10 protein-coding genes are annotated in these 12,500 nt (G+C 66.7%); 6 read left to right on the plus strand and 4 right to left on the minus strand.

The window, feature by feature from the left end:
- Positions 1-36: 36 nt before the first annotated feature.
- The gene (gene rpmE / locus BRAO375_RS16615; protein ID WP_015664357.1) at positions 37-264 is read right to left on the minus strand and encodes a 50S ribosomal protein L31; all 228 of its coding nucleotides are present in this window, start codon (positions 262-264) and stop codon (positions 37-39) included.
- Between the two features lie 242 nt (positions 265-506).
- On the opposite strand from rpmE, the gene BRAO375_RS16620 reads away from it, so the two are divergent.
- Both BRAO375_RS16620 and BRAO375_RS16625 read left to right on the plus strand, forming a co-directional pair.
- Entirely contained in the window at positions 507-2,366 is a 1,860-nt protein-coding gene (locus BRAO375_RS16620; RefSeq protein WP_009028627.1) for an ABC transporter ATP-binding protein/permease, read from the plus strand.
- A gap of 142 nt (positions 2,367-2,508) precedes the next feature.
- On the plus strand, positions 2,509-2,709 hold the full coding sequence (locus BRAO375_RS16625; protein WP_006614616.1) for a hypothetical protein: 201 nt from the start codon (positions 2,509-2,511) through the stop codon (positions 2,707-2,709).
- Between the two features lie 398 nt (positions 2,710-3,107).
- On the opposite strand, the gene BRAO375_RS16630 is transcribed toward BRAO375_RS16625, so the two are convergent.
- From BRAO375_RS16630 to BRAO375_RS16640, 3 genes are read right to left on the minus strand one after another with little or no spacing between them, the layout of a single operon-like run.
- On the minus strand, positions 3,108-3,557 hold the full coding sequence (locus BRAO375_RS16630) for a GNAT family N-acetyltransferase (RefSeq protein WP_009028628.1): 450 nt from the start codon (positions 3,555-3,557) through the stop codon (positions 3,108-3,110).
- Entirely contained in the window at positions 3,554-4,582 is a 1,029-nt protein-coding gene (locus tag BRAO375_RS16635) for a peptidoglycan -binding protein (protein WP_009028629.1), read from the minus strand. The genes BRAO375_RS16630 and BRAO375_RS16635 overlap by 4 nt, the downstream gene beginning before the upstream one ends.
- A gap of 43 nt (positions 4,583-4,625) precedes the next feature.
- Complete coding sequence (locus BRAO375_RS16640) at positions 4,626-5,585, minus strand: MotA/TolQ/ExbB proton channel family protein (RefSeq protein WP_244423208.1); 960 nt, start codon at positions 5,583-5,585, stop codon at positions 4,626-4,628.
- A 227-nt stretch (positions 5,586-5,812) separates the two neighbouring features.
- On the opposite strand from BRAO375_RS16640, the gene BRAO375_RS16645 reads away from it, so the two are divergent.
- From BRAO375_RS16645 to BRAO375_RS16660, 4 genes are all read left to right on the plus strand, one after another.
- On the plus strand, positions 5,813-6,628 hold the full coding sequence (locus BRAO375_RS16645; RefSeq protein WP_009028631.1) for a DUF1295 domain-containing protein: 816 nt from the start codon (positions 5,813-5,815) through the stop codon (positions 6,626-6,628).
- A complete protein-coding gene (locus BRAO375_RS16650) occupies positions 6,625-7,653 on the plus strand; it encodes an SAM-dependent methyltransferase (RefSeq protein ID WP_009028632.1) in 1,029 nt (342 codons plus the stop codon). Before BRAO375_RS16645 ends, BRAO375_RS16650 begins: the two co-directional genes overlap by 4 nt.
- A gap of 280 nt (positions 7,654-7,933) precedes the next feature.
- The gene (locus BRAO375_RS16655) at positions 7,934-9,127 is read left to right on the plus strand and encodes an efflux RND transporter periplasmic adaptor subunit (protein ID WP_009028633.1); all 1,194 of its coding nucleotides are present in this window, start codon (positions 7,934-7,936) and stop codon (positions 9,125-9,127) included.
- Positions 9,128-9,133: 6 nt separating this feature from the next.
- Complete coding sequence (locus BRAO375_RS16660) at positions 9,134-12,286, plus strand: multidrug efflux RND transporter permease subunit (protein ID WP_009028634.1); 3,153 nt, start codon at positions 9,134-9,136, stop codon at positions 12,284-12,286.
- The last annotated feature ends 214 nt before the right edge of the window (positions 12,287-12,500 follow it).

The raw sequence follows: 12,500 nt of genomic DNA on the forward strand, positions 1-12,500 counted from the left end.
GCCGATTTTGGGCCGCGCAGGCGGCCCCGGCAGGCATCAATCCTTCTTGAGGAAACCCTGGAACTTCTTCTGGAAGCGCGAGACGCGGCCGCCGCGATCCATGAGCTGCTGGGTGCCGCCGGTCCAGGCCGGGTGCGACTTGGGATCGATGTCGAGGTTGAGCTTGTCGCCCTCTTTGCCCCAGGTCGAGCGGGTCTGGTACTCGGTGCCATCGGTCATCACGACGGTAATCGTATGATAATTCGGGTGAATGTCGGCTTTCATGGCAGATCCTACGGCGTGATGCGAAGACGTGACGGGGCGCGGCCGCGCCTGATCCTGTCGTCGCTGAAGGGGGACAATTGGCGGGCTCTATAGCCCAAGGTCCCGCCCAAAACAAGCCAAGGTCACGCAACAAGCCGGGGCTCGTCTCCCCACCTTGGTATGTTTCCGGATTTGCCAAGTCTGGTGCGGCAGGCCTATCACGACGACAGATTGGATGAATTCTTGAATTCTCAGGTGGCCCCATGAGTGCAGTGGAACGGCTTGACGAGCGGCAGAGCGCTGCCCCCTCGGCGCAGGATCCGGTCGGCGACGCCGTTGCCGCGGTCGAGGCACTGACCGAGCCGGCCGCCCCGGTCCGCCGCTCCAAGCTTCGCCCGCTGCTGGCGCTGGCTCCCTATATCGCCCGCTACCGCGTCCGCGCCTTCCTCGCCCTGGTGGCCCTCACGGTCGCCGCCCTGACCACGCTGCTGGTGCCGGTCGCGGTCCGCCGCATGATCGATTTCGGCTTCACGCCGAAGGGCATCGAGCTGATCAACAGCTATTTCAGCGTCATGATCGCAGTGGTCGCCGTGCTCGCGCTGGCGAGCGCCGCCCGCTACTACCTCGTCATGACCATCGGCGAGCGCATCGTCGCCGACATCCGGCGCGACGTGTTCGCGCATCTGATGTCACTGTCGCCGTCGTTCTTCGACTCCGCGCGCTCCGGCGAGCTGGTGTCGCGGCTCACCGCCGACACCACGCAGATCAAATCGGCTGCAGGCGCCTCGGTGTCGATCGCGCTGCGCAATCTGCTGCTGTTTCTCGGCGCCACCGCGATGATGGTGTTCACGAGCCCCAAGCTGTCGCTGTTCGTGCTGCTGGCGATCCCGCTGATCGTGCTGCCGCTGGTGGCGTTCGGCCGCTGGGTCCGCCGGCTGTCGCGCAATGCGCAGGACACGCTGGCCGATGCATCGGCCTACGCGTCGGAACTGGTCGGCGCGATCAGGACGGTGCAGGCCTATACCAGCGAGAAGCTCGCGGCGGGGCGCTTCGGCGGCGAGGTCGAGCAGGCCTATGAGGCGGCGCGGGTCTCGACCAAGGCGCGCGGCGTGCTCACCGCGATCATCATCTTCATCGTGTTCTCCAGCGTGGTCGCGATCCTCTGGGTCGGCTCGCACGACGTGCTGACCGGCAACATCAGCGCCGGCCGGCTCGGCCAGTTCGTGCTCTACGCTGCCTTCGCTGCCGCGGGTCTCGGCCAGCTCTCCGAGGTCTGGGGCGAAGTCTCGGCCGCCTCCGGTGCCGCCGAGCGGCTGTTCGAGCTGTTGCACGTGCAGCCGGAGATCACGGCCCCGGCGCATCCGACGGCGCTGCCGGAGCCGGCGCGCGGCGACATCGGGTTCGACCGCGTCAGCTTCGCCTATCCGAGCCGCCCCGATGTCCGCGTGCTCGAGGACGTGTCGTTCGCGATCCGCGCCGGTGAGAAGGTCGCGATCGTCGGCCCGTCCGGCGCCGGCAAGAGCACGCTGTTTCACCTCTTGCTGCGCTTCTACGATCCGGCCTCCGGCGTGATCTCGGTCGATGGCGTGCCGGTGCGCGCTGCCGATCCGCGGAAGGTGCGCGAGCGCATGGCGCTGGTGCCGCAGGAATCCGTGGTGTTTGCGGCCAGCGCGCGCGAGAACATCCGCTTCGGCCGGCCCGAGGCCACCGACGCCGAGGTCGAGCGCGCTGCCGATCTCGCCCATGCCAGCGAGTTTATCCGGCGCCTGCCGGAGGGATTCGAGACGCAGCTCGGCGAGCGCGGCGTGACCCTGTCCGGTGGCCAGCGCCAGCGCATCGCGATCGCCCGCGCCATCCTGCGCGACGCGCCGCTGTTGCTGCTCGACGAGGCCACCTCGGCGCTCGATGCCGAGAGCGAAACGCTCGTGCAGACCGCGCTCGAAGGCCTGATGAAGGACCGTACGACGCTGGTGATCGCCCATCGCCTCGCGACCGTGCTGTCCTGCGACCGCATCCTGGTCATGGACCGCGGCCGCATCGTCGAGCAGGGCACGCATACGTCGCTGGTGGCGGCCAATGGGCTCTATGCGCGGCTGGCACGGCTACAGTTCGAGACCGTGTAGTTTCGGCAACAATGTGGGTTGCAGGCAACAGCGCGAATTCTCGTTGCAGGCCCTGCAACCTTTCTCCAGCTTTGTACGTTCCCTGCGCGAAACTTCACGGCGCCATTCATGCTGTGGCGCCTATCGCACAGGATGAATGACCATGCCCTATCGCCGTGGCAGCTTTGCCCTCACGCCCCCGTCCTTCGTGATCTTCGCCATCGCACTTGTGCTCGCGCTCGTCGCAATGCTCGCGCACTACATGCACGCCTCGGTGCCGCTACTCTCGGCCGCCCACGCCTTCGACGCGCTCGCGATCGCCTTCGTGGTGCTGACCATCGGCGTGCTGTTTCGCGGCGTGTAGTTGGCCTCTCGGCTTGCTCGGTGTCGCCCCTGCGAACGCAGGGGCCCATAACCCCGGTCGTCGATGTGGCGGGACAACCTCGCCACATCGTTCTTCGCAAAACACCTGCTGCGGGGTATGGGTCCCGGATCTGCCCTCGCTGCGCTCGGTTGTCCGGGACGACGGCGGTGGATGTAGCTGTGATGCGGGGTGATAGTGTAGTTTGCTGATCGCTACATCCCTGGTGTCGCCCCTGCGAACGCAGGGGCCCATAACCCCGGTCGGACGTTTGGCGGGCAAAGCTCGCCACACTATTCTTCGCAAAAAATCTGCTGCGGGGTATGGGTCCCGGATCTGCCCTCGCTGCGCTCGGTTGTCCGGGACGACAGCGGTGGGTGTGGCTGCGATTTGGGATGTCGTTAAGGCGCCCACGCCATCCGCAGCACGGGACGGCCCGAGGTCGGGTTGACGTCCTCGCCGGCATCGACGAAGCCGTTGCGCTTGTAGAAGCTGATGGCGCGCGCGTTGTCCTTGTTCACCAGCAGCGTGATGCCGCGTGGGGATCGCTGCTTGGCGGACTCAACGAGCTGAGTCGCTAGCGGTGATCCCCAATGCTGCGGCGACACCACAAGCTGATCGAGATAGCCCGCGGCATCGATCGTCACGAACCCTGCGAGCACGCCCTCGCTCTCCCCCACGATCACCTCAGCCTTCGGCACCAGCTCGCTCCGCCATCGCTCGCGCCACCACGGCACCCGCGCGGTGAAATCGATCGCGGGATAAGCGAGCTGCCACGTCTCCTGCCACAGCGCGATCGCCGCGTCCTCGTCCTCGGCGCGATAGGCCCGCAGGGTGAAGCGCGACGTCACCGCTCCGTCAGCTTCAATTCGATGCGGCGGTTGCGGCGGAAGGCCTCTTCCGTGTTGGCCGCGTCGAGCGGCTGGAACTCGGCGAAGCCGGCCGCGACGAGGCGCTGGGCGGGGACGCCGAGCGAGATCAGATATTGGACGACCGAGATCGCGCGCGCCGAGGAGAGCTCCCAGTTCGACTTGAACACCGGGCTGTTGATCGGCCTGACGTCGGTGTGGCCGTCGACGCGCAGCACCCAGGAGATCTCGGAGGGGATCTGCTTGTCGAGATCGACCAGCGCGGTCGCCACCGAGTTCAGCTCCTGCTGGCCTTCAGGCAAAAGCGTCGCCTGTCCGGTGTCGAAGAACACCTCGGACTGGAACACGAAGCGGTCGCCGACGACGCGGATGTCGGGGCGGTTGCCGAGGATGGCGCGCAGCCGGCCGAAGAACTCCGAGCGGTATCGCGTCAGCTCCTGCACCCGCTGCGCCAGCGCGACGTTCAGCCGCGAACCGAGATCGGCGATGCGGTTCTGCGATTCCTTGTCGCGCTTCTCGGAGGCGTCGAGCGCATCCTCGAGCGCGGCGAGCTGGCGGCGCAGCGCGCTGATCTGCTGGTTGAGCACCTCGATCTGCGCCAGCGCCCGCGCCGTCACCTGCTTCTCGGACTCGAGCGCCCGGTTGAGCTCGTTGGCGCGGCCGGTCGCGTTGCTGCCGACGTTGGCGAGGCCGTCATAGAGGCCCTTGATGCGGTCGCGCTCGGCCTCCGCATTCGACAGGCCGGCGCGCAGCTGCGCGACCTGGTCGTCCAGCGACAGCTTGCCGAGCTTCTCCAGCGACAGCATCTCGTTGAGCTGTGCGATCTTGGCGTTGAGCTGCTCCAGCGCCTTGTCCTTGCCGGTGACCTCCTGCGACAGGAAGAACTGCACCACCAGGAACACGGTCAGCAGGAACACGATCGACAGCACCAGCGTCGAGAGCGCGTCGACGAACCCCGGCCAGTAGTTGAGGCCGGACTCTCCCCGGCGAGAACGGGCAAGCGCCATTCAGCGTCTCCTCAGAACTGCAAACGCGAGCGCGAAGATCGCGCTAGCTCTTCTCCGTCTGCCGGGCGAGCCGCTCCAGCAGCCGCTTGATCTCGCGGTTCTGCTCGCCCTGGCCGTCGGCCCATTCGCGGATCATCTGCTGCTCGGTGCGCATGTGCGCGACCAGGCCCTGGATCGCCTCGGCGAGGTTGGCCATCGCGGCGGTGGCGCCGCGGTTGGAGCCTTCCTCCATCGCGGTGCGCAGCCGCTCGATGGCGACCGAGAGGTCGGCGCCGGTGTCGCCGGTGCCGCCATATTCGCGCACCGTGCCGGCCAGCCAGTCCTCCAGATCGGTATAGAAGCGGTTCTGCGCCTGGCTCGACTGCAGATCGAGGAAGCCCAGGATCAGCGAGCCGGCGAGGCCGAACAGCGAGGACGAGAACGAGATGCCCATGCCGCTCAGCGGCGCGGCCAGGCCGCCCTTGAGGGTATCGAACAGCGCACCGGCGTCGCCGCCGACCTTCAGCCCGTCGATCACCTTGCCGACCGAGCCGACCGTCTCGATCAGGCCCCAGAAGGTGCCGAGCAGGCCGAGGAAGACCAGGAGGCCGGTCATGTAGCGGGAGATGTCGCGGGCCTCGTCGAGCCGGGTGGCGATGGAGTCGAGCAGGTGCCGCATGGTCTGCTGCGAGATCGACATCCGCCCGGTGCGCTCCCGGCCGAGAATGGCGGCCATCGGTGCCAGCAGGACCGGGTGGCGGGGCACCGCCAGGCCGGGATCGGCAATGCGGAAATTGTTCACCCAGGACACTTCCGGATACAGCCGGACGACCTGCCGGAACGCCAGGATGACGCCGATCAGGAGCACCGCCCCGATCAAGGCGTTGAGGCCGGGATTGGCGAAGAACGCCATGACGATCTGCTTGTAGAGGACGACCCCGACCAGGGCGCACAGCACCAGGAAGACCAGCATCCGCACCAGGAAGATCCGGGGCGTCGACAATTTGGTCGGTTCGACTGACATCGCGGAGCGGGGAGGGGAGCCTTGGTGAGGGGAGCCTTGGGGCATTATCGATGACATCCGTTGCGGGGGACCGGTCCCGAAAATCCACTATGGCATAGCAGGGTCGGGAGAACAGCCGCGATCGGCGCAATCCCTATCCCTGCACGGAACTATGGCTGAAACCGGCGGACATTCGCGGCGTAGTTAGTCCCGTGGACCATTTCTAGCGGGAATGCCCGGGCTTTGTCATGACCGTCGTTGAATATCTGCAGGCGCTGCTGGCGCTGGCACTGGCGCTCTCCCTGCTCATGGCGGTGGCCTGGATGGTGCAGCAGCGGACCGGGAATTCCGGCTGGGTCGACACGATCTGGACATTTTCCGTCGGCCTCGTCGGGGCCGCCGGCGCGATCTGGCCCGTGGACGGCGCAGCTCCCAATGCGCGGCAATTGCTGGTTGCGGTGCTGGTTGCGATCTGGTCGCTGCGGCTGGGCAGCCATGTCGCAGCGCGCAGCCGCGGCATCGACGACGATCCCCGTTACGCCGAGTTCGCCCGGCAATGGGGCGAGGCCGCGCCGCGGCGAATGTTCGTTTTCCTGCAGCAGCAGGCCTGGGGCGCGATTCCCCTGGTGTTCGCGATGTTCGTTGCCGCCCACGCGCCGGCCCCTGAGCTGCGCCTGCAGGACTATCTCGGCATCCTCGTGCTGTTCACGGGCATCGCCGGCGAGGGCCTGGCCGATGCCCAGCTGAAGGCGTTCCGCACCAACCCGGCGAACAAGGGCAAGGTCTGCGACGTCGGGCTATGGCGCTGGTCGCGGCACCCCAACTACTTTTTTGAATGGGTGTGCTGGCTCGCTTACCCGGTCATCGCGTTGTCATCTGACAACCCCTGGGGGCTCGCCAGCCTGCTGGCGCCGCTGCTGATGTACTACATCCTGGTCCACGTCACCGGCATCCCGCCGCTGGAACAGCAGATGCTGCGCTCGCGCGGCGATCGCTACCGGGCCTATCAGGCGCGCACCAGCGCCTTCTTTCCCCTCCCGCCGCGCAACGGAGCCACCGCATGAGCTTCATTTCCACCATCATCGGCGCCGCCGAACGCGTGCCGTTGCCCGATGCCGTCATCCGTGCCGCGATCTACGAATTGTGCGCGCGCACCGCGACTCGGCTCGGCGGCGTGAATGCGATGGGCGACGCCGAGTTCGCCCGCCTGCTGACGACGCGTCCGATCGCCGAGCATACCGACGCGGCGAACAGCCAGCACTACGAGGTGCCGGCCGCGTTCTTCGCCCGCGTGCTCGGGCCGAACCGCAAATATTCCTGCTGTTTCTATAAGGAGCCGGTCTCGACCTTGCAGGAGGCCGAGGAGGAGGCGCTGCGCCAGACCGTCGCCAATGCCGACCTGCAGGACGGCCAGAGCATTCTCGAGCTCGGCTGCGGCTGGGGCTCGCTGTCGCTGTTCATGGCCCGCCAGTTCCCGCATGCGAAGATCACGGCGGTGTCAAACTCGCACTCGCAGCGCCGCGCCATCGAAGAGATGGCGCAGGCTCGCGGTCTGCTCAATCTGCGCGTGATCACCGCCGACATGAACGCGTTCGCGCCCGACGGGCGCTTCGACCGCGTCGTCTCGGTCGAGATGTTCGAGCACATGATGAACTGGCGCGAGCTGCTGTCACGCGTGAGGTCGTGGCTGAAGCCGGAAGGGCGGCTGTTCATGCACATCTTCACCCACCGCACCGGCTCTTATCTGTTCGACCGCAACGATCGCGAGGACTGGATCGCGCAGCACTTCTTCACCGGCGGCATCATGCCGAGCCATACCTTGATCCGGCAGTTCGACGATCTGTTCGCGGTCGACAAGGAATGGCGCTGGAGCGGCACGCATTATCAGCGCACGGCCAAGGACTGGCTCGCCAATTTCGACGCCGATCGCGAGCGCATCCTCGAGACGCTGCAGCCGGTCTATGGCGACGACACCACGCTGTGGATGCGCCGCTGGCGCTGGTTCTTCCTCGCCACCGCGGGATTGTTCGGCCACGACGAAGGTCGCGAATGGGGCGTCAGCCACTATCGCCTGCGTCCGGTGGACTGACGCGACCCAGCAGCCGAGCTGGGTGGAACCCGCGGGGATTCGCGTTTCGCTGTGCGGAACCCACGGGAACTTCGTCGCCACAATGCGCTCACAATTGGGTGAGTCCCGAAAACGCGTTTGAGATCAGTCGTCTAATAGCTGTGACATACAGCCGCCCGACTGCTGCATTGCGTCGCAGCAGCGCGCTTTTATGGTGCGGCCACGCTCGGCACCAGAATGGCGCCATCACCCGGTCATCCGGTCGACTATTTCTCAACATGATCGAGGGGCTCCACCGTCCATGTCTCGTCTTCGCGCGCCGCTGCTCGGCAGTGCCTTGATGCTTGCAGCGGCCTTGCCGCTGGCTGGCTGCAACGAAACCACTCCCGCCCAGGCTTCCGCAAACGATCAGGTCGTCGTTCCCGACGTCGGCATCATCACCGTCGAGCAGAAGGCGCGGGCGATCGTCCGCGAGCTGCCCGGCCGCATCGCGCCGACCCGCGTGTCCGATGTGCGGCCGCGCGTGTCCGGCATCATCGTCGAGCGGCTGTTCCGCCAGGGCAGCGAGGTGAAGGCCGGCGATCCGCTCTATCGGATCGATCCGAAACCGTTCGAGGTGGAGATCCTGTCGAGCCGCGCCGCACTCTCCAAGGCCGAGGCGGTGCATGAGCGCGCCGTGCAGCAGGCGAACCGCATCGCGCAGCTGTTCAAGGAGCGCGCTGCGCCCGCCGTGGAGAATGAGAAGGCGATCTCCGGGGAGCGCGAGGCCGCGGCCGACATCGAGGCCCGCAAGGCGGACCTCGCGCGCGCCCAGCTCAATCTCGACTACGCCACCGTGCGCGCGCCGATCGACGGCATCGTCGGCGCGGCCCAGGTCAGCGAAGGCGCGATCGCTGTGCAGAACGAGACCTCGCTGGTGACGATCCAGCAGCTCGACCCGATCTACGCCGACTTCACCCAGTCCGTCAGCGAGCTCAACCGCCTGCGCCGCGCTTTCGAGTCCGGCGATCTCGACCAGATCGCGCCCGACGCGATCAAGGTCCGCCTCGTGCTCGATGACGGCACGCCCTATTCGATTCCCGGCCGGCTGCTGTTCTCCGACGCCAAGGTCGACGCGGCGACCGGCCAGGTCACGCTGCGCGGCGAGTTCGCCAATCCGAAGCGCGAGCTGCTGCCCGGCATGTATGTCCGCGTCCGCATCGAGCAGGGCATCGACAGCGATTCCGTCGCGGTGCCGCAGCAGGCGGTGCAGCGCAACGCCGCCGGCGGCTCCGAGGTCTACGTCATTCGCGACGACAACCGCGCGATCGCGCGCCCGATCCGCACCGGCCCGGTGCAGGACGGCCTGGTGCTGATCACCGACGGCCTGCGCGCCGGCGACAAGGTCGTGGTCGACGGCTTCCAGAAATTCGCCGCCGGCGACAAGGTCGCGCCGCAGACCTGGACGGAGGTCAGTTCGGCGACCCAGCTCGAAACCAAATCTGCGTCGCGGTAAGTCCCGATGCCGAGCTTCTTCATCGACAGGCCGATCTTCGCCTGGGTGGTCGCGCTGTTCATCTGCCTGATCGGCGCGATCGCGATTCCGCTGTTGGCGGTGGCGCAATATCCGATCATCGCGCCGCCCTCGATCTCGATCTCGACCAGCTACCCCGGCGCGTCGCCGGAGAACCTCTACAACAGCGTCACGCGGCTGATCGAGGAGGAGCTCAACGGCGCCTCCGGCATCCTCAATTTCGAATCGACCAGCGATTCGCTGGGCCAGGTCGAGATCACCGCGAACTTCGTGCCGGGGACGTCGACCAACGACGCCTCGGTCGAGGTGCAGAACCGCCTCAAGCGGGTCGAGGCGCGGCTGCCGCGCGCGGTCATCCAGCAGGGCATCCTGGTCGAGGAAGCCTCTGCCGCGGTGCTGCAGATCATCACCCTACAATCGACCGACGGCAGCCTCGACGAGGTCGGCCTCGGCGACTTCATGATCCGCAACGTGCTCGGCGAAATCCGCCGCATCCCCGGCGTCGGTCGCGCCACCTTGTATTCGACCGAGCGCTCGCTGCGCGTCTGGCTCGATCCGGCCAAGCTGATCGGCTACGGCCTCACCGCCGATGACGTCACCAAGGCGATCGGCGCGCAGAATGCGCAAGTGGCCTCCGGCAGCATCGGCGCCGAGCCGGCCACGACCGTGCAGCGCACCTCCGCGCTGGTGCTGGTCAAGGGCCAGCTCGATTCGCCAGACGAGTTCGGCGCGATCATCCTGCGCGCCAATGCCGACGGCTCGACGGTGCGGCTGCGCGACGTCGCGCGCATCGAGATCGGCGGCCTCAGCTATCAGTTCAACACCCGCCTCAACGGCAAGCCGACCGCGGGTCTATCCGTGCTGCTGTCCCCGACCGGCAACGCGCTGGCGACCGCCAGCGCGGTCGAGGCCAAGATGAAGGAGCTGTCGCGCTTCTTCCCGTCCAACATCACCTATGAGATCCCCTACGACATCACGCCGGTGGTGAAGGCCTCGATCAAGCGCGTGCTGATGACCCTGGTCGAAGCGGTGGTGCTGGTGTTCGTGGTGATGTTCCTGTTCCTGCAGAATATCCGCTACACCATCATCCCGACCATCGTCGTGCCAGTCGCGCTGCTCGGTACTTGCGCCACGCTGATGCTGGTCGGCTACTCCATCAACATGCTGACGATGTTCGGCATGGTGCTCGCGGTCGGCATCCTCGTCGACGACGCCATCGTCGTGGTCGAGAACGTCGAGCGCATCATGAGCGAGGAGGGGTTGTCGCCGAAGGAGGCGACGCGCAAGGCGATGGGCCAGATCACCGGCGCGATCATCGGCATCACGCTGGTGCTGATGGCGGTGTTCGTGCCGATGGCGTTCTTCCCCGGCTCGGTCGGCATCATCTACCGGCAATTCTCGGTCACTATGGTCGCGGCGATCGGCTTCTCGGCGCTGCTGGCGCTGTCGCTGACTCCCGCGCTGTGCGCGACCCTGCTGAAGCCGGTCGAGGCTGGGCACGGCCACGCCAAGACCGGCGTGTTCGGCTGGTTCAACCGCTTCATGGATGTCAGCCGCACCAAATACACCGGCGTGGTCGGCGGCGCGCTGAAGCGCACCGGACGGCTGATGCTGATCTACGCGATCTTCATTGTCGGCCTGTCCTGGGCCTTCATCCAGCTGCCTGGCGGCTTCCTGCCGGTCGACGACCAGGGCTTCATCACGACAGACGTCCATACCCCGGCGGATTCGTCCTACGCGCGGACGCAAGCTGCGGTGGAAGCCGTCGAGAAGTATCTCGCCAAGCGCGACGGCATCGACGACGTCACCTTCCTCACCGGCTTCAGCTATGCCGGCCAGGGCGTCAACACCGCGCAGGCCTTCATCTCGCTGAAGGACTGGTCGGAGCGCGGCAAGCACGACAGCGCCGCGGCGCTGGTCGCCGACATCAACCGCGATCTCGCCGGCCTGCGCGATGCGAAGATCACCGCGCTGCAGCCGCCTCCGATCGACAATCTCGGCAACTCCTCGGGCTTCAGCTTCCGCCTGCAGGACCGCGGCCAGAAAGGCTATACCGCGCTCGTCGCGGCCGCGGATCAGCTGATTGCGGAAGCCAATGCCAGCCCGGTGCTGCAGAAGGTCTATGTCGAAGGCCTGCCGCAGGGTCCCCAGGTCAATCTGATGATCGACCGTGAGAAGGCCGGCGCCTTCGGCGTCACCTTCGAGGACATCAACAACACGATCTCGACCAATCTGGGCTCGAACTACGTCAACGACTTCCCCAACCGAGGCCGCATGCAGCGCGTCGTGGTGCAGGCCGACCGCATCAGCCGCATGAACGCGGACGACATCCTCAACTACAGCGTCAAGAACGCCAAGGGTCAGCTGGTGCCGTTCTCGTCCTTCGCGACCATTCAGTGGGCCAAGGGACCGACCCAGATCGCCGGCTTCAACTACTATCCCGCGATCCGCATCTCCGGTGAGGCGAGGCCGGGCTTCACCTCGGGCGATGCGCTCAACGAGATGGAGCGGCTCGCCGCCAAGCTGCCGCGCGGCTTCGGCTATGAATGGACCGGCCAGTCGCTGCAGGAGAAGCTCTCAGGCTCGCAGGCGCCGCTGCTGCTCGGCCTGTCCGCGCTGGTCGTGTTCCTGTGCCTCGCCGCGCTGTACGAGAGCTGGACGATTCCGCTGGCGGTGCTGCTGACGGTGCCGCTCGGCATCCTCGGCGCCGTCGTCGCCGCCAACCTGCGGGGCCTGTCCAACGACGTCTACTTCACGGTGGCGCTGATCACGATCATCGGCCTCGCCGCGAAGGACGCGATCCTGATCATCGAGTTCGCCAAGGATCTGCGCGCCCACGGCAAGCCGCTGGTCGCCGCGACGATCGAGGCCTGCTCGCTGCGCTTCCGCCCGATCATCATGACCGGCCTCGCCTTCGTCTGCGGCGTGCTGCCGATGTCGATGGCGACAGGCGCCGGCGGCGCCAGCCAGCAGGCGCTCGGCACCAACGTGATGGGCGGCATGATCGCGGTGGTGATCCTGGCCCTCTTGATGGTGCCGGTGTTCTTCGTCTCGGTGCAGCGCGTGCTGGCGGGCGATCGGGAGAAGGCGCCAGCGGCAGAGCGCGGGGCGTACGGGCCGCCGGCGCCGGTGAAGCCGTAGACGACCACAATGGCTCGGTCGGCCGATTGAGCCCACAATCTCGCCGCGCGATCGGTCCGCTCCCCTCCCCCTTGCGGGCTACCGGATTCACACATCGCCTCGCGTGAGGAGGTTTGCGCCGCGCTTCATGGCCTGGAACTCAAGCCACCCCTCGTACATGACGATGGGGCCGGGCTTTCCGTAGTAGCCGGTCCATCCGCCGAGGCGGGCGCAG

Origin of the sequence: Bradyrhizobium sp. ORS 375, from assembly GCF_000239775.1 — a bacterium.
In the GTDB taxonomy this organism is placed as follows: Bacteria; Pseudomonadota; Alphaproteobacteria; order Rhizobiales; family Xanthobacteraceae; genus Bradyrhizobium.

What these genes read in the sequence shown, in the direction of transcription:
- rpmE (WP_015664357.1), bottom strand. Translation starts at nt 264, where the DNA reads ATGAAAGCCGACATTCACCCGAATTATCATACGATTACCGTCGTGATG.
- BRAO375_RS16620 (WP_009028627.1), top strand. Translation starts at nt 507, where the DNA reads ATGAGTGCAGTGGAACGGCTTGACGAGCGGCAGAGCGCTGCCCCCTCG.
- BRAO375_RS16625 (WP_006614616.1), top strand. Translation starts at nt 2,509, where the DNA reads ATGCCCTATCGCCGTGGCAGCTTTGCCCTCACGCCCCCGTCCTTCGTG.
- BRAO375_RS16635 (WP_009028629.1), bottom strand. Translation starts at nt 4,582, where the DNA reads ATGGCGCTTGCCCGTTCTCGCCGGGGAGAGTCCGGCCTCAACTACTGG.
- BRAO375_RS16640 (WP_244423208.1), bottom strand. Translation starts at nt 5,585, where the DNA reads ATGTCAGTCGAACCGACCAAATTGTCGACGCCCCGGATCTTCCTGGTG.
- BRAO375_RS16645 (WP_009028631.1), top strand. Translation starts at nt 5,813, where the DNA reads ATGACCGTCGTTGAATATCTGCAGGCGCTGCTGGCGCTGGCACTGGCG.
- BRAO375_RS16650 (WP_009028632.1), top strand. Translation starts at nt 6,625, where the DNA reads ATGAGCTTCATTTCCACCATCATCGGCGCCGCCGAACGCGTGCCGTTG.
- BRAO375_RS16655 (WP_009028633.1), top strand. Translation starts at nt 7,934, where the DNA reads ATGTCTCGTCTTCGCGCGCCGCTGCTCGGCAGTGCCTTGATGCTTGCA.
- BRAO375_RS16660 (WP_009028634.1), top strand. Translation starts at nt 9,134, where the DNA reads ATGCCGAGCTTCTTCATCGACAGGCCGATCTTCGCCTGGGTGGTCGCG.